This is a genomic window from Pseudomonas allokribbensis (genome assembly GCF_014863605.1).
Taxonomy (GTDB): domain Bacteria; phylum Pseudomonadota; class Gammaproteobacteria; order Pseudomonadales; family Pseudomonadaceae; genus Aquipseudomonas; species Aquipseudomonas allokribbensis.
Genome location: NZ_CP062252.1, coordinates 912,939 through 928,954 on the forward strand (window position 1 = coordinate 912,939; position 16,016 = coordinate 928,954).

Genomic DNA, 16,016 nt, shown 5'->3' on the forward strand with positions numbered 1-16,016 from the left:
TTTTGTAGGGTTAATCATTGTCAGCCCTTGAAGCCTGATTTTGCGGCCCCATATACCGGGGCAGAAGCGCGAGTCGAGCTCGCGGACGTTATTGAAAGGAGAATTCTATGGCTGACGAACAGACAGTAGATACGCAAAAAGCAGAAGCCAATCAGGCGCCCGAGACTGCGGGTGATGACCTGGCGACCCGTGTACAAGTGCTCGAAGAGCAATTGGCCGCCGCGCAGGATCAATCTCTGCGCGTAGCTGCCGATCTGCAGAACGTCCGCCGCCGTGCCGAGCAGGACGTCGAAAAGGCTCACAAGTTTGCGCTGGAAAAATTCGCCGGCGACCTGCTGCCGATCGTCGACAGTCTGGAGCGCGGCCTCGAGCTGTCGAATCCGGACGACGAAAGCATCCGTCCGATGCGCGAAGGCATCGAGCTGACCCTGAAAATGTTTCACGACACCCTCGCGCGTTATCAGCTTGTAGCTGTCAGCCCGCAGGAAGGCGAGCCGTTCAACGCAGTGGAACATCAGGCAATGGCCATGCAGGAAAGTGCTGATCTGGAGCCGAACAGCATTCTGAAGGTGTTCCAGAAGGGCTACCAGCTCAACGGTCGTCTGCTGCGTCCGGCAATGGTCGTGGTCAGCAAGGCGCCAGCACCCGTTTCGCCTTCGATTGACGAGAAGGCTTGAAATTAGCCGCAAGGCCCCCATTTAGAAGTCAAGCGTTTAAGTGCTACCGCAGTTGGCCACAACCGCTGCGGCAACCAAATCCAAAGTTTCGGGAGAGTTAACATGGGCAAAATTATCGGTATCGACCTGGGGACTACCAACTCCTGCGTCTCCATTCTTGAAAACGGCCAGGCCAAAGTTATCGAGAACGCCGAAGGCGCGCGTACCACGCCTTCGATCATCGCTTACGCCAACGATGGCGAAATCCTGGTCGGCCAGTCCGCCAAGCGTCAGGCCGTGACCAACCCGCACAACACCCTGTACGCGGTAAAGCGTCTGATCGGTCGTCGCTTCGAAGAAGAAGTCGTACAGAAAGACATTCAGATGGTGCCTTACAAAATCGCCAAGGCTGACAACGGCGACGCGTGGGTTGAAGTGAACGGCCAGAAAATGGCGCCGCCACAAATCTCGGCTGAAATTCTGAAGAAGATGAAGAAGACCGCCGAAGACTACCTCGGCGAAGCTGTGACCGAAGCGGTGATCACCGTTCCGGCCTACTTCAACGACAGTCAGCGCCAGGCGACCAAAGACGCCGGCCGCATCGCCGGTCTGGACGTAAAACGTATCATCAACGAACCAACCGCAGCCGCTCTGGCTTACGGCATGGACAAGGCCAAGGGCGATCACACCGTGATCGTTTACGACCTGGGTGGCGGTACTTTCGACGTATCCGTGATCGAGATCGCTGAAGTTGATGGCGAGCACCAGTTCGAAGTGTTGGCCACCAACGGTGACACTTTCCTGGGCGGTGAAGACTTCGACATTCGTCTGATCGATTACCTCGTTGACGAATTCAAGAAAGAAAGCGGCATGAACCTCAAGGGTGACCCGCTGGCCATGCAGCGCCTGAAAGAAGCCGCTGAAAAAGCCAAGATCGAGCTGTCGTCCGCTCAGTCGACCGACGTGAACCTGCCGTACATCACTGCAGACGCCACCGGTCCTAAGCACCTGAACGTGAAAATCTCGCGTGCCAAGCTCGAAGCACTGGTTGAAGACCTGGTTCAGCGCACCATCGAGCCTTGCCGCATCGCCATGAAAGACGCCGGTATCGACGTTGGCGCGATCAACGACGTGATCCTGGTCGGCGGTCAGACCCGTATGCCGCTGGTACAGAAGCTGGTGACCGATTTCTTCGGTAAAGAAGCTCGTAAAGACGTCAACCCGGACGAAGCCGTTGCCATGGGTGCTGCGATCCAGGGCGCCGTTCTGGCCGGTGACGTGAAAGACGTTCTGCTGCTCGACGTCAGCCCGCTGACCCTGGGTATCGAAACCATGGGTGGCGTGATGACTGCGCTGATCGAGAAAAACACCACGATTCCTACCAAGAAATCGCAAGTGTTCTCGACTGCCGACGACAACCAGGGCGCCGTGACCATTCACGTGCTGCAAGGCGAGCGCAAGCAAGCCGCACAGAACAAGTCCCTGGGCAAGTTCGACCTGGCCGAGATTCCACCAGCGCCACGTGGTGTGCCACAGATCGAAGTGACCTTCGACATCGACGCCAACGGCATCCTGCACGTCGGCGCGAAAGACAAGGCGACCGGCAAAGAGCAGAAGATCACCATCAAGGCCAACTCCGGTCTGTCGGATGAAGAAATCCAGAAGATGGTCCGCGACGCCGAGCTGAACGCTGAGGAAGACCGCAAGTTCGAAGAACTGGCCGGTGCCCGTAACCAGGGTGACGCGCTGGTTCACTCGACTCGCAAAATGGTCACCGACGCTGGCGACAAAGTGACTGCAGAAGAGAAAACTGCAATCGAAGCGGCCGTGGTTGCCCTGGAAGCTGCTGTCAAAGGCGACGACAAGGCTGCCATCGAAGCGAAGATTGAAGAGCTGTCGAAAGTCTCCGCGCCGGTTGCCCAGAAGATGTACGCCGAACAGGCTCAGCCTGCCGAAGGCGCGGCTCCGCACGCAGAGAAAGCTGAAAAGGCTGACGATGTTGTCGATGCCGAGTTCGAAGAAGTCAAAGACCACAAGTAAGTTGTTGGTCGGCCGGTTGACTGCCTTTGGGCACTGACTGGTAGGATGTCGCCGCGCGGGAGCTTGCTCCCGCGTTGGCGTATCTGGAATACGCGAATTTTTACAGCATGCGACAAGCTTCGTGTGTTGGTGGCATGGCCGGAAATGCTCCTGCTTTTCGAGCTGAAAGTGCCGCATGAATCAAAGACCAGGATCGTTGAATTGACGTGAGTTGGGTCCGGGCCTGTATTGGGGCTCAACGAGTTTGGCGAAGCTCAGGAGGGGTTTGCCGAACGTCCTTAAGAGTGCAAAGACTTATGGCAAAGCGTGACTATTACGAAGTGTTGGGTGTTGAGCGCGGCTCAAGCGAAGCAGACCTGAAAAAGGCCTATCGCCGTCTGGCGATGAAGCATCACCCGGACCGTAATCCCGATGACAAAGCGTCGGAAGAACTGTTCAAGGAGGCCAACGAGGCCTACGAAGTATTGTCCGATTCCAGCAAGCGTGCGGCGTACGATCAGTACGGCCATGCCGGCGTCGACCCGAGCATGGGCGGCGGCGGTGCAGGCTTTGGCGGTCAGAACTTCTCTGACATCTTCGGCGATGTCTTCAGTGACTTCTTCGGTGGCGGTCGCGGCGGTTCCCGTGGCGGCGCCCAGCGCGGTAGCGATTTGCGCTACACCCTGGAGCTGAACCTGGAAGAAGCGGTGCGCGGTACAACCGTGAATATCCGCGTTCCGACGCTGGTCAACTGCAAGCCGTGCGATGGTTCGGGCGCCAAGAAAGGTTCGTCGCCATCGACGTGCCCGACGTGCGGCGGCATCGGCCAGGTGCGCATGCAGCAGGGCTTCTTCTCCGTGCAGCAGACCTGCCCGCGCTGCCATGGTCAGGGCAAGATCATTTCCGACCCGTGCGACTCCTGCCACGGTGACGGTCGCGTCGAAGAGTACAAAACCCTCTCCGTCAAAGTGCCGGCCGGTGTCGACACCGGTGACCGCATTCGTCTGTCCGGCGAAGGCGAGGCGGGTACTCAGGGTGGGCCGACTGGCGACCTGTACGTGGTGATCAACGTGCGCGAGCACGCGATCTTCCAGCGTGACGGCAAGCACCTGTTCTGCGAAGTGCCGATCAGCTTTGTCGATGCGGCGCTGGGTGGCGAGCTGGAAATCCCGACCCTCGACGGTCGCGTCAAGCTGAAGATCCCCGAGGGGACTCAGACCGGCAAGCAATTCCGTGTGCGTGGCAAAGGTGTGGCGCCGGTGCGTGGTGGCGGTGCAGGTGATCTGATGTGCCGTGTAGCGGTCGAGACCCCGGTCAACCTGAATCGTCGTCAGCGTGAGTTGCTCGAAGAATTCCGCAGCTCCCTGGCGGACGACAACAGCCACTCGCCGAAAACCACCGGTTGGTTCGATGGCGTGAAGCGCTTCTTCGGCGATCTGTAAGGAGTCGGCATGCGACGTATAGCTGTGATGGGCGCTGCTGGGCGCATGGGCAAGATTCTGGTCGAGGCCGTGCAGCAGCGCGCGCCGCTGACCGGTTTGACGGCCGCCATTGTCCGCCCTGGCAGTACGCTGATCGGGGTGGATGCCGGTGAGCTGGCTTCGCTCGGCCGAATCGGCGTGCCGCTGTCCGGTAACCTGGAGTCGGTAGCGGAAGAGTTCGATGTGTTGATCGACTTCACGCTGCCGGAAGTCATGCTGAAAAACCTGGCGTTCTGCCGTAAGGCCGGTAAAGCCATGGTGATCGGCACCACCGGTCTGGATGCTGCCCAGAAGCAGTTGCTGGCCGAGGCGGGCAAGGATATTCCGATCGTGTTTGCTGCCAATTTCAGTGTTGGCGTCAACCTGTCGCTGAAACTGCTCGACATGGCAGCCCGTGTGCTGGGTGATGACGCGGACATCGAAATCATCGAGGCTCATCACCGTCACAAGATCGATGCGCCGTCGGGCACCGCCCTGCGCATGGGTGAGGTGATCGCCAGTGCGCTGGATCGTGATCTGCAGAAGGTTGCGGTCTATGGTCGTGAAGGTCATACCGGTGTGCGTGAGCGTGAAACCATCGGTTTCGCCACTGTTCGCGGTGGTGATGTCGTGGGCGATCACACGGTGCTGTTCGCTTGTGAAGGCGAGCGTCTGGAGATCACTCATAAGGCTTCGAGCCGCATGACGTTCGCCAAGGGTGCCGTGCGTGCGGCGCTGTGGCTGGATGCTCGCGAGCCCGGTCTTTATGACATGCAGGACGTGCTCGACTTGCGTTGAGCCTTGCTTGAACCCGGCGCAAACGCCCTGTTTGCGCCGGTTTTACTCCGCCCGGCGACGCCCTGTCGCATTCTCCGGCCTTTCAGGCTCATTGGCGGTAGACCAAAAATCCCTTTTTCTGTAAGCTACAGCTTTAGTGTGTCCACTAAAAGCGCGCAGAATAATTCAGTGAAGAAGCGGGGTGACGTGTCCATACGTCACTCCGCTTTTTTACAACCTGCGATTGCCCTTTCATGCGTTATTTACGGGAGGTCTTCTTGACTAAGCCAGCCATACTCGCCCTTGCTGATGGCAGCATTTTTCGCGGCGAAGCCATTGGAGCCGACGGTCAGACCGTTGGTGAGGTGGTGTTCAACACCGCAATGACCGGCTATCAGGAAATCCTTACCGATCCTTCCTACGCCCAACAGATCGTTACCCTGACTTACCCGCACATCGGCAACACCGGCACCACGCCGGAAGACGCCGAGTCCGACCGCGTCTGGTCCGCTGGCCTGGTCATCCGTGACCTGCCGCTGGTAGCGAGCAACTGGCGTAACACGATGTCCCTGTCCGACTACCTGAAAGCCAACAATGTTGTGGCGATCGCTGGTATCGACACCCGTCGCCTGACTCGCATCCTGCGTGAAAAAGGCGCACAGAACGGCTGCATCATGGCCGGCGACAACATCTCCGAAGCCGCTGCCATTGCTGCCGCACAAGGCTTCCCGGGCCTGAAGGGCATGGACCTGGCGAAAGTCGTCAGCACCAAGACCCAATACGAGTGGCGCTCCACTGTCTGGGATCTGAAAACCGACAGCCACGCGACCATCGAAGCCTCCGAGTTGCCTTACCACGTGGTTGCCTACGACTACGGCGTCAAGGTCAACATCCTGCGCATGCTGGTCGAGCGCGGCTGCCGCGTCACCGTAGTGCCGGCGCAAACCCCGGCTGCCGACGTACTGGCCCTGAAGCCGGACGGCGTGTTCCTGTCCAACGGCCCTGGTGACCCGGAGCCTTGCGACTATGCGATCAAGGCAATCAAGGAAGTGCTGGAAACCGAAATTCCGGTCTTCGGTATCTGCCTCGGCCACCAGCTGCTGGCTCTGGCCTCCGGCGCCAAGACCCTGAAAATGGGCCACGGCCACCACGGTGCCAACCACCCGGTACAGGATCTGGACACGGGCGTCGTGATGATCACCAGCCAGAACCACGGTTTTGCGGTTGACGAAGCGACCCTGCCAGCCAACGTTCGCGCGATCCACAAATCGCTGTTCGACGGCACCCTGCAAGGCATCGAGCGCACCGACAAGAGCGCGTTCAGCTTCCAGGGTCACCCTGAAGCGAGCCCGGGCCCGAACGATGTGGCGCCACTGTTTGACCGCTTCATCAACGAGATGGCCAAGCGACGCTAAGCGTTCGCCTTGAGACTGTAGCGAGAAGCCCCTCGAGGGCGGCCCCGAAACCGGCGGCCCCCTCGGGACTTCAGAAATCGATCAAGACGGCTTGCCGACTGACCTGCGGATTTGAGTGACAAACCCATGCCAAAACGTACAGACATTAAAAGCATCCTGATTCTCGGCGCTGGCCCGATCGTTATCGGCCAGGCCTGCGAATTCGACTACTCCGGCGCCCAGGCTTGCAAAGCCCTGCGCGAAGAGGGTTACCGCGTCATCCTGGTGAACTCCAACCCGGCCACCATCATGACCGACCCGGACATGGCCGACGCCACCTACATCGAGCCGATCAAGTGGCAGACTGTTGCCAAGATCATCGAAAAAGAGCGTCCGGATGCGGTGCTGCCAACCATGGGCGGCCAGACTGCTCTGAACTGCGCCCTGGACCTGGAGCGCGAAGGCGTTCTGGAGAAGTTCGGCGTGGAAATGATCGGCGCCAACGCCGACACCATCGACAAGGCTGAAGACCGTTCGCGTTTCGACAAGGCGATGAAGTCCATCGGCCTGGAATGCCCGCGTTCCGGTATCGCCCACAGCATGGAAGAAGCCAACGCGGTGCTTGAGCGCCTGGGCTTCCCGTGCATCATCCGTCCGTCCTTCACCATGGGCGGCACCGGTGGCGGTATCGCTTACAACCGTGAAGAGTTCGAAGAAATCTGCGCCCGTGGTCTGGACCTGTCGCCGACCAAGGAACTGCTGATCGACGAATCGCTGATCGGCTGGAAAGAATATGAAATGGAAGTTGTCCGCGACAAAAAGGACAACTGCATCATCGTCTGCTCGATCGAAAACTTCGACCCGATGGGCGTGCACACCGGTGACTCGATCACCGTGGCTCCAGCCCAGACCCTGACCGACAAGGAATACCAGATCCTGCGTAACGCCTCGCTGGCGGTACTGCGCGAGATCGGCGTCGAGACCGGCGGTTCCAACGTTCAGTTCGGCATCTGCCCGGACACCGGCCGCATGGTCGTGATCGAAATGAACCCGCGTGTATCGCGTTCGTCGGCCCTGGCTTCGAAAGCCACCGGTTTCCCGATCGCCAAGGTCGCAGCCAAACTGGCAGTCGGCTACACCCTCGACGAGCTGTCGAACGACATCACCGGCGGCAAGACCCCGGCGTCCTTCGAGCCGTCCATTGACTACGTCGTGACCAAGCTGCCGCGCTTCGCCTTCGAGAAGTTCGCCAACGCTGACGCTCGCCTGACCACTCAAATGAAGTCGGTAGGCGAAGTCATGGCCATCGGCCGTACCTTCCAGGAATCCCTGCAGAAAGCCCTGCGCGGTCTGGAAGTGGGCGTTTGCGGTCTGGACGAGAAAGTCGACCTGAGCAATCCGGAAAGCATGAGCGTGCTCAAGCGCGAGCTGACCGTTCCGGGTGCCGAGCGTATCTGGTACGTGGCGGACGCTTTCCGCGCCGGCATGACCGTCGAAGAAATCTTCGGCATGAACATGATCGACCCGTGGTTCCTGGTGCAGATCGAAGATCTGATCAAGGACGAAGAGAAGGTCAAGACCCTCGGTCTGTCCGCTATCGACCGCGACCTGATGTTCAAGCTCAAGCGCAAAGGCTTCTCCGATCAGCGTCTGGCCAAGCTGCTGGGCGTCACTGAGAAGAACCTGCGCACTCACCGTCAAAAACTGGAAGTGTTCCCGGTCTACAAGCGCGTCGACACCTGCGCCGCCGAGTTCGCCACCGACACCGCTTACCTGTACTCGACTTACGAGGAAGAGTGCGAAGCAGCGCCGTCCGGTCGCGACAAGATCATGATTCTGGGTGGTGGTCCGAACCGTATCGGCCAGGGCATCGAGTTTGACTACTGCTGCGTACACGCCGCTCTCGCCCTGCGCGAAGACGGCTACGAAACCATCATGGTCAACTGCAACCCGGAAACCGTGTCCACTGACTACGACACTTCCGACCGTCTGTACTTCGAACCGGTGACCCTGGAAGACGTGCTGGAAATCTGCCGCGTCGAGAAGCCGAAAGGCGTGATCGTCCAGTACGGTGGCCAGACGCCTCTGAAACTGGCTCGCGCACTTGAAGCGGCCGGCGTGCCGATCATCGGCACCAGCCCTGACGCCATCGACCGTGCCGAAGACCGTGAGCGCTTCCAGCAGATGGTTGAGCGCCTGAACCTGCGTCAGCCGCCAAACGCTACCGTGCGCAGCGAAGACGAAGCCGTCCGCGCTGCCGCGAAGATCGGTTACCCGCTGGTGGTGCGTCCGTCCTACGTACTGGGCGGCCGGGCGATGGAAATCGTCTACAAGGAAGAAGAACTCAAGCGTTACCTGCGTGACGCGGTGCAAGTGTCGAACGACAGCCCAGTGCTGCTCGACCACTTCCTCAACTGCGCCATCGAGATGGACGTGGATGCGGTCTGCGACGGCAAGGATGTAGTGATCGGCGCGATCATGCAGCACATCGAACAGGCGGGCGTTCACTCCGGTGACTCCGCGTGCTCGCTGCCGCCGTACTCGCTGCCGGCGCACATCCAGGACGAGATGCGCGAACAGGTCAAGAAAATGGCCCTGGAACTGGGCGTGGTCGGCCTGATGAACGTTCAGTTGGCGCTGCAAGGCGAAGACATCTACGTCATCGAAGTCAACCCGCGTGCTTCCCGTACCGTGCCGTTCGTATCGAAGTGCATCGGTGTTTCCCTGGCGATGATTGCTGCCCGCGTAATGGCCGGCAAGACCCTGAAGGAAATCGGCTTCACCAAGGAAATCATCCCGAACTTCTACAGCGTGAAAGAGGCGGTGTTCCCGTTCGCCAAATTCCCTGGCGTTGACCCGATCCTCGGCCCAGAGATGAAGTCCACCGGTGAAGTGATGGGCGTCGGCGACACCTTCGGCGAAGCCTTTGCCAAAGCCCAGATGGGCGCGAGCGAAGTGCTGCCGACCGGCGGTACCGCATTCATTAGCGTACGTGATGACGACAAGCCGCTGGTTGCGGGCGTGGCCCGTGATCTGATCAACTTGGGCTTCGAAGTGGTCGCCACTGCCGGCACTGCCAAGCTGATTGAAGCCGCAGGTCTGAAAGTGCGTCGCGTGAACAAGGTGACCGAGGGTCGTCCGCACGTGGTCGACATGATCAAGAATGACGAAGTCACCCTGATCATCAACACCACCGAAGGTCGTCAGTCGATCGCCGACTCTTATTCCATTCGCCGCAACGCCCTGCAGCACAAGATTTACTGCACCACCACCATTGCTGCTGGCGAAGCTATCTGCGAAGCGCTGAAGTTCGGTCCCGAGAAGACCGTACGCCGCTTGCAGGATCTACACGCAGGATTGAAGGCATGAGCATAACCAAGTACCCGATGACTGTTCAGGGCGCTCGCGCCCTGGAAGAAGAACATACTCACCTGACCAAGGTCGTTCGTCCGAAGCTCAGCCAGGACATCGGTACGGCCCGCGAGTTGGGTGACTTGAAGGAAAACGCTGAATACCATGCTGCCCGCGAACAGCAGGGCATGGTCGAGGCGCGCATCCGTGACATCGAAGGCCGGATCCAGAATCAGGTCGTGATTGATGTCACGACCATTCCTCACACGGGCAAAGTGATTTTCGGCACCACCGTTGAAATCGCCAACGTCGAGACTGATGAGAGCGTCACTTACCACATCGTTGGTGAGGATGAAGCAGACTTCAAACTCGGCAAGATTTCGGTCGGTTCGCCTCTGGCCCGTGCCCTGATCGGCAAGGAAGAGGGCGACGTCGTTGCCGTGAAAACGCCTGGTGGCGTTATCGAGTACGAGATTGTCGAAGTCCGTCACATCTGAAACAGGGCGCCCGCTGCATGCGGGCGCCATGCTCTGGCAGTTGACCCAGATGTTGTGGGTCGGCGGATTATGGCTGGTGCACCTTGGTCTGCGGCCGGTGCTGGGCAAGATTGGCCTGGCGCCGCTGCTGATCGACGAAGTCGCCAGTGCGTTTGAAGTGCCGGTGGTGGGTTTCGCCGCCGCGTGCGTGATTTTTCAGGCTTTGGTGCTGGTTCAGGCCGAAGGCCTTGCCAGTCTATGGCGGGATTTTCGCGGGCAAGTGCTGTTGATGGCGTTGTATGCGAGTGCGATGTATATCGCAGTGCGTGTCGGCTGGCCGGATGCGCAGCGCTGGCAGGTGTTCAGCTATCTTGTTCTGGGGTTTTCCGGGCTGGTGCTGGTGTTGCAGCCGGTGCCGGGATGGAGTGGCAGGGTGCGCGAAGCACACCCTTGACCCTTGCCATCACTTGAAGCGATGGACGTTCGACAGCTGCTTGTTGACGCTGAAGTTCTTGCGGTAAATCAGTGCCATCTTGCCGATGACCTGAACCAGATCGGCCTTGCCGACCTTGCACAGCTCTGCAATGGACGCCAGGCGTGCTTCGCGATCGAGGATGTTGAGCTTGATCTTGATCAGCTCGTGATCCGCCAATGCGCGTTCGAGTTCGGCTAAAACACCCTCAGTCAAACCGTTGTCAGCCACAGTCAAAACTGGTTTCAGGTGGTGACCGATGGATTTGTACTGTTTCTTCTGCTCTGGAGTGAGCGGCATAATCTGACCCTTTCGTCTGGATTCTGTAAAATGGCGGCCATTTTACCCGAGGGCTCGTGGATCCGCCCAATTAATCACGACCCTAATCAACGAGGTGCCCAATGGCGCGTTCCAAGACAAGCCTTGGTTGGCTGAAACGACATGTCAACGATCCCTATGTGAAGCAAGCGCAGAAGGATGGCTACCGCTCGCGTGCGAGTTACAAACTTCTGGAGATCCAGGAGAAATACAAGCTGATCCGTCCGGGCATGAGCGTCGTCGACCTCGGCGCGGCGCCTGGTGGCTGGTCGCAGGTCACCAGTCGGCTGATCGGTGGTCAGGGGCGACTGATCGCCTCGGACATCCTGGAAATGGACAGCATTCCGGACGTGACCTTTATCCAGGGTGACTTCACCGAGGACGCAGTGCTCGCTCAGATCCTTGAGGCCGTGGGTAATTCGCAGGTGGACCTTGTGATTTCCGATATGGCCCCCAATATGAGTGGTACGCCTGAAGTGGATATGCCAAAAGCCATGTTTCTTTGCGAACTGGCGCTTGATCTGGCGGAGCGGATACTCAAGCCGGGTGGCAATTTCGTGATCAAGATTTTTCAGGGCGAAGGGTTTGATGTTTACCTGAAGGATGCTCGTCGGAAATTCGACAAGATCCAGATGATCAAGCCGGACTCTTCCCGTGGCAGCTCCCGAGAGCAATATATGCTGGCTTGGGGTTATCGCGGTCGTAGCGAGTAAAACGAGGTTTTTTGGCGGGGTGATAGGTTTTTCGTATTTCGCCCCGCGCGCATAAGCGAATATTGTGTAGAAAGTGTTTCACAAAGGGTTACAGACGGCGCCTGCCAGAGCTGTAGGTAATGTAGTAAGTTAGGCCGGTGAATATCATGCGAAGCGCGCGCCAGTAGCGGAGCTTGCTTCAGAGGGTAGTTAATTGAACGATATGGCAAAGAATCTGATCCTGTGGTTGATCATCGCGGCTGTCCTGGTGACGGTGATGAACAACTTCTCCAGCCCTAACGAGCCGCAGACCCTCAACTATTCCGACTTCATCCAGCAGGTCAAGGATGGCAAGGTCGAGCGCGTGGCCGTCGACGGCTACGTGATTACCGGCAAGCGCAACGATGGCGACAGCTTCAAGACCATTCGTCCGGCAATTCAGGACAATGGCCTGATCGGCGACCTGGTCGACAACCACGTCGTGGTCGAAGGCAAGCAGCCTGAGCAGCAAAGCATCTGGACCCAGCTTCTGGTGGCCAGTTTCCCGATCCTGGTGATCATCGCGGTGTTCATGTTCTTCATGCGCCAGATGCAGGGCGGTGCCGGTGGCAAGGGTGGGCCGATGAGCTTTGGCAAAAGCAAGGCGCGCCTGCTGTCCGAAGACCAGGTGAAAACCACCCTGGCTGACGTTGCCGGTTGCGACGAAGCCAAGGAAGAGGTCGGCGAGCTCGTCGAGTTCCTGCGTGATCCGGGCAAGTTCCAGCGTCTGGGTGGCCGTATTCCTCGCGGTGTACTGATGGTCGGTCCTCCGGGTACCGGTAAAACCTTGCTGGCCAAGGCGATTGCCGGCGAAGCCAAAGTGCCGTTCTTCACCATTTCCGGTTCCGACTTCGTCGAAATGTTCGTCGGTGTCGGTGCAAGCCGCGTTCGCGATATGTTCGAACAGGCCAAGAAACACGCACCTTGCATTATCTTCATCGACGAGATCGACGCCGTTGGTCGCCATCGTGGCGCTGGCATGGGCGGCGGTCACGACGAGCGTGAGCAGACTCTCAACCAGTTGCTGGTCGAGATGGACGGCTTCGAAATGAATGACGGCATCATCGTCATCGCGGCAACCAACCGTCCTGACGTACTGGACCCTGCTTTGCTGCGTCCGGGTCGTTTCGACCGTCAGGTGGTGGTCGGTCTGCCGGATATCCGTGGTCGCGAACAAATCCTCAAAGTGCACATGCGTAAAGTGCCAATGGGTGACGACGTTGCTCCAGCTGTTATCGCTCGTGGTACTCCAGGCTTCTCCGGTGCTGACCTTGCGAACCTGGTCAACGAGGCTTCGCTGTTCGCTGCCCGTGCTGGCAAGCGCATTGTCGAGATGAAGGAATTCGAACTGGCCAAAGACAAGATCATGATGGGTGCCGAGCGCAAATCCATGGTCATGTCCGAGAAAGAGAAGCAGAACACGGCTTATCACGAAGCCGGCCACGCCATTGTCGGTCGCGTCGTGCCTGAGCATGATCCGGTCTACAAGGTGTCGATCATCCCGCGCGGTCGTGCGCTGGGTGTGACCATGTTCCTGCCGGAAGAAGATCGCTACAGTCTGTCCAAGCGTGCGTTGATCAGTCAGATCTGCTCGCTGTACGGCGGTCGTATCGCTGAAGAAATGACCCTGGGCTTCGACGGTGTGACGACCGGCGCCTCCAACGACATCATGCGTGCCAGTCAGATTGCGCGGAACATGGTGACCAAGTGGGGCCTGTCTGAAAAACTCGGTCCGTTGATGTATGCGGAAGAGGAGGGCGAGGTGTTCCTGGGTCGTGGCGGCGGTGGTCAGAACGCCAGCTTCTCGGGTGAAACCGCGAAGTTGATCGACTCGGAAGTGCGCAGCATCATCGATCAGTGCTACGGCACCGCCAAACAGATCCTTACGGACAACCGTGACAAGCTCGATGCCATGGCTGATGCCCTGATGAAGTACGAGACGATCGATGCCGAACAGATCGACGACATCATGGCGGGTCGCACGCCACGCGAACCTCGCGACTGGTCGGGTGGCACCGGCACTGGCACGCCTCCTCCGGTGGTTCAGGATGAGCGTCCGGAAACACCGATTGGCGGTCCGGCTGCTGACGTTTAAGGTTTGAAATGACTTCTGTACAGTCCCTGACCCGGTTGCCTTGCGGCAACCGGGTTCTTGATTTGGCCCGGACGCATGTCATGGGCATTCTCAATGTCACTCCCGATTCCTTCTCCGATGGTGGCCGATACAGCCAGCTTGATGCGGCCTTGCGTCATGCCGAGGCGATGGTGTTGGCTGGCGCGACGCTGATTGATGTCGGCGGAGAGTCAACGCGGCCTGGTGCGCGAGCGGTTTCACCGCTTGAGGAACTGGAGCGTGTGGCGCCAATCGTGGAACTGATCAATCGTGAGCTGGATGTGATCATCTCTGTCGATACGTCGACTCCAGCCGTCATGCGGGAAACCGCACGCCTGGGTGCCGGGTTGATCAACGACGTGCGGTCGCTTCGGCGTGACGGTGCGCTGGATGCCGCTGCGGCCACGGGGTTGCCGGTCTGTCTGATGCATATGCTGGGTGAGCCTGGTGACATGCAGGACAACCCGCAATATCAGGATGTCACCCGGGAAGTGGGTGAGTTTCTCGCCGAGCGTATGGAGCGATGCGCGTCGGCTGGCATACCTGCGGAGCGGATCATTCTCGATCCTGGCTTCGGTTTCGCCAAAACCCTGCAGCACAATCTAAGCTTGTTCAGGCATATGGATGCCCTTCATGCATTGGGGCGACCTCTGTTGGTCGGCGTCTCGCGAAAAAGCATGATCGGGCAGGCACTGAATCGCCCTGTGGGCGAGCGCCTGTATGGTGGTTTGGCCCTGGCTGCACTGGCGTCCGTCAAGGGCGCGCGTATATTGCGCGTCCATGATGTGGCAGAGACGGTGGATGTCGTGCGGATGATCGCGGCCGTGGAATCAGCCGAATAAGAATGATGGAGCACTTATGAGCAAGAAATACTTTGGTACCGACGGTATTCGTGGTCGCGTCGGTGAGTACCCGATTACTCCGGATTTCATGCTCAAGCTTGGCTGGGCAGCAGGGATGGCATTCCGAAAAATGGGCGCCTGCAAGGTGCTCGTTGGCAAGGACACACGAATTTCCGGTTATATGTTCGAGTCGGCTCTGGAAGCCGGTCTCACATCGGCAGGTGCCGACGTGATGCTGCTCGGGCCGATGCCGACGCCTGCTATCGCTTACCTGTCGCGCACATTCCAGGCTGAGGCCGGTATCGTGATCAGTGCTTCGCACAATCCTCACGACGATAACGGCATCAAGTTTTTCTCCGGTCGCGGCACCAAGTTGCCGGATGAGCTGGAGCTGATGATCGAAGAGCTGCTCGATACTCCAATGACAGTCGTCGAGTCGAGCAAGATCGGCAAGGTCTCGCGAATCAACGATGCGTCCGGTCGATACATCGAGTTCTGCAAGAGCAGCGTGCCGACCAACACCAGTTTTGCCGGTCTCAAGATCGTGATCGACTGCGCGCACGGAGCAACCTACAAGGTCGCGCCGAGCGTCTTCCGTGAGTTGGGCGCCGAGGTTGTGGTGTTGTCCGCCCAGCCCAACGGCTTGAACATCAACGACAACTGTGGCTCGACGCACATGGGGCCGTTGCAGGCGGCGGTGCTTTCCGAACACGCCGACCTGGGTATCGCTTTCGATGGCGATGGTGATCGGGTGTTGATGGTTGATCACACCGGTGCGGTTGTTGATGGCGATGAGCTGATTTTCATCATCGCGCGCGATCTGCATGAGCGCGGCAAGTTGCAGGGCGGCGTGGTCGGTACGCTGATGAGCAACTTGGGTCTGGAGTTGGCCCTGGCGGATCTGGGTATTCCTTTTGTGCGCGCAAATGTCGGCGACCGTTATGTGATTGCCGAGTTGCTGGAGCGTGATTGGCTGGTCGGTGGTGAGAACTCCGGGCATGTCGTCTGCTTCAATCACACCACAACGGGTGATGCGATCATCGCGGCGTTGCAGGTGTTGATGGCATTGAAAACCCGCAACGAAGGTCTGGCGCAAACCCGCCAGGCGCTGCGCAAGTGTCCTCAGGTGTTGATCAATGTGCGTTTTGGCGGCGGCGACAGTCCGCTCGACCACCCGGCTGTCAAGGAAGCCAGCAAGCGTGTAACCGAGGCGATGGCGGGTCGTGGCCGTGTGCTTCTGCGCAAGTCCGGGACAGAGCCTCTGGTGCGTGTCATGGTCGAAGGCGAGGATGAAGCACAGGTTCGCAGCTATGCCGAAGAACTGGCAAAACTGGTAACTGAAGTTTCTGCCTGATACGGCTTGCCAGCCATGATTGTGTTGGGTAACATCTGCGCCCACTTTGACCG

General features: G+C 58.8%; 13 protein-coding genes. 12 read left to right on the top strand and 1 reads right to left on the bottom strand.

Features of this window, described 5'->3' with window-relative positions; translation table 11 throughout:
* The first annotated feature begins 107 nt into the window (after positions 1–107).
* The 8 genes from grpE (at position 108) to IF199_RS04045 (ending at position 10,587) form a co-directional block, all read left to right on the top strand.
* The gene (gene grpE, locus IF199_RS04010) at positions 108–677 is read left to right on the top strand and encodes a nucleotide exchange factor GrpE (protein ID WP_096818814.1); all 570 of its coding nucleotides are present in this window, start codon (positions 108–110) and stop codon (positions 675–677) included.
* 102 nt (positions 678–779) lie between these two features.
* Complete coding sequence (gene dnaK / locus IF199_RS04015) at positions 780–2,696, top strand: molecular chaperone DnaK (protein WP_096818817.1); 1,917 nt, start codon at positions 780–782, stop codon at positions 2,694–2,696.
* 296 nt (positions 2,697–2,992) lie between these two features.
* Positions 2,993–4,117, top strand: coding sequence for a molecular chaperone DnaJ (gene dnaJ / locus IF199_RS04020; RefSeq protein WP_085711856.1), 1,125 nt, complete (start codon positions 2,993–2,995; stop codon positions 4,115–4,117).
* A gap of 9 nt (positions 4,118–4,126) precedes the next feature.
* The gene (dapB, locus tag IF199_RS04025) at positions 4,127–4,933 is read left to right on the top strand and encodes a 4-hydroxy-tetrahydrodipicolinate reductase (protein WP_085729543.1); all 807 of its coding nucleotides are present in this window, start codon (positions 4,127–4,129) and stop codon (positions 4,931–4,933) included.
* Positions 4,934–5,190: 257 nt separating this feature from the next.
* The gene (gene carA, locus IF199_RS04030) at positions 5,191–6,327 is read left to right on the top strand and encodes a glutamine-hydrolyzing carbamoyl-phosphate synthase small subunit (protein WP_096818820.1); all 1,137 of its coding nucleotides are present in this window, start codon (positions 5,191–5,193) and stop codon (positions 6,325–6,327) included.
* A gap of 126 nt (positions 6,328–6,453) precedes the next feature.
* Complete coding sequence (gene carB, locus IF199_RS04035; protein ID WP_096818824.1) at positions 6,454–9,675, top strand: carbamoyl-phosphate synthase large subunit; 3,222 nt, start codon at positions 6,454–6,456, stop codon at positions 9,673–9,675.
* A gap of 2 nt (positions 9,676–9,677) precedes the next feature.
* On the top strand, positions 9,678–10,154 hold the full coding sequence (gene greA / locus IF199_RS04040) for a transcription elongation factor GreA (RefSeq protein WP_096819323.1): 477 nt from the start codon (positions 9,678–9,680) through the stop codon (positions 10,152–10,154).
* A gap of 28 nt (positions 10,155–10,182) precedes the next feature.
* Positions 10,183–10,587: an MFS transporter gene (locus tag IF199_RS04045; RefSeq protein ID WP_192559750.1), complete on the top strand. Its 405-nt coding sequence runs from the start codon at positions 10,183–10,185 to the stop codon at positions 10,585–10,587.
* Between the two features lie 9 nt (positions 10,588–10,596).
* On the opposite strand, the gene IF199_RS04050 is transcribed toward IF199_RS04045, so the two are convergent.
* Positions 10,597–10,905 carry a YhbY family RNA-binding protein gene (locus IF199_RS04050; RefSeq protein WP_085698388.1) on the bottom strand — a complete coding sequence of 103 codons (309 nt, stop codon included), beginning with the start codon at positions 10,903–10,905 and terminating at the stop codon, positions 10,597–10,599.
* A 101-nt stretch (positions 10,906–11,006) separates the two neighbouring features.
* On the opposite strand from IF199_RS04050, the gene rlmE reads away from it, so the two are divergent.
* The 4 genes from rlmE (at position 11,007) to glmM (ending at position 15,963) form a co-directional block, all read left to right on the top strand.
* On the top strand, positions 11,007–11,636 hold the full coding sequence (gene rlmE / locus IF199_RS04055; protein WP_102619397.1) for a 23S rRNA (uridine(2552)-2'-O)-methyltransferase RlmE: 630 nt from the start codon (positions 11,007–11,009) through the stop codon (positions 11,634–11,636).
* 202 nt (positions 11,637–11,838) lie between these two features.
* Positions 11,839–13,749, top strand: a complete 1,911-nt coding sequence (ftsH, locus tag IF199_RS04060) for an ATP-dependent zinc metalloprotease FtsH (RefSeq protein WP_085711849.1) — start codon at positions 11,839–11,841, stop codon at positions 13,747–13,749.
* An 8-nt stretch (positions 13,750–13,757) separates the two neighbouring features.
* Complete coding sequence (gene folP / locus IF199_RS04065; RefSeq protein WP_192559751.1) at positions 13,758–14,609, top strand: dihydropteroate synthase; 852 nt, start codon at positions 13,758–13,760, stop codon at positions 14,607–14,609.
* A 16-nt stretch (positions 14,610–14,625) separates the two neighbouring features.
* Positions 14,626–15,963, top strand: a complete 1,338-nt coding sequence (gene glmM, locus IF199_RS04070; RefSeq protein ID WP_102619399.1) for a phosphoglucosamine mutase — start codon at positions 14,626–14,628, stop codon at positions 15,961–15,963.
* Positions 15,964–16,016 lie beyond the last annotated feature (53 nt).

Coding starts and splice junctions, on each gene's coding strand:
- grpE (WP_096818814.1), top strand. CDS start 108: ATGGCTGACGAACAGACAGTAGATACGCAAAAAGCAGAAGCCAATCAG.
- dnaK (WP_096818817.1), top strand. CDS start 780: ATGGGCAAAATTATCGGTATCGACCTGGGGACTACCAACTCCTGCGTC.
- dnaJ (WP_085711856.1), top strand. CDS start 2,993: ATGGCAAAGCGTGACTATTACGAAGTGTTGGGTGTTGAGCGCGGCTCA.
- dapB (WP_085729543.1), top strand. CDS start 4,127: ATGCGACGTATAGCTGTGATGGGCGCTGCTGGGCGCATGGGCAAGATT.
- carB (WP_096818824.1), top strand. CDS start 6,454: ATGCCAAAACGTACAGACATTAAAAGCATCCTGATTCTCGGCGCTGGC.
- IF199_RS04045 (WP_192559750.1), top strand. CDS start 10,183: ATGCTCTGGCAGTTGACCCAGATGTTGTGGGTCGGCGGATTATGGCTG.
- IF199_RS04050 (WP_085698388.1), bottom strand. CDS start 10,905: ATGCCGCTCACTCCAGAGCAGAAGAAACAGTACAAATCCATCGGTCAC.
- rlmE (WP_102619397.1), top strand. CDS start 11,007: ATGGCGCGTTCCAAGACAAGCCTTGGTTGGCTGAAACGACATGTCAAC.
- ftsH (WP_085711849.1), top strand. CDS start 11,839: ATGGCAAAGAATCTGATCCTGTGGTTGATCATCGCGGCTGTCCTGGTG.
- folP (WP_192559751.1), top strand. CDS start 13,758: ATGACTTCTGTACAGTCCCTGACCCGGTTGCCTTGCGGCAACCGGGTT.
- glmM (WP_102619399.1), top strand. CDS start 14,626: ATGAGCAAGAAATACTTTGGTACCGACGGTATTCGTGGTCGCGTCGGT.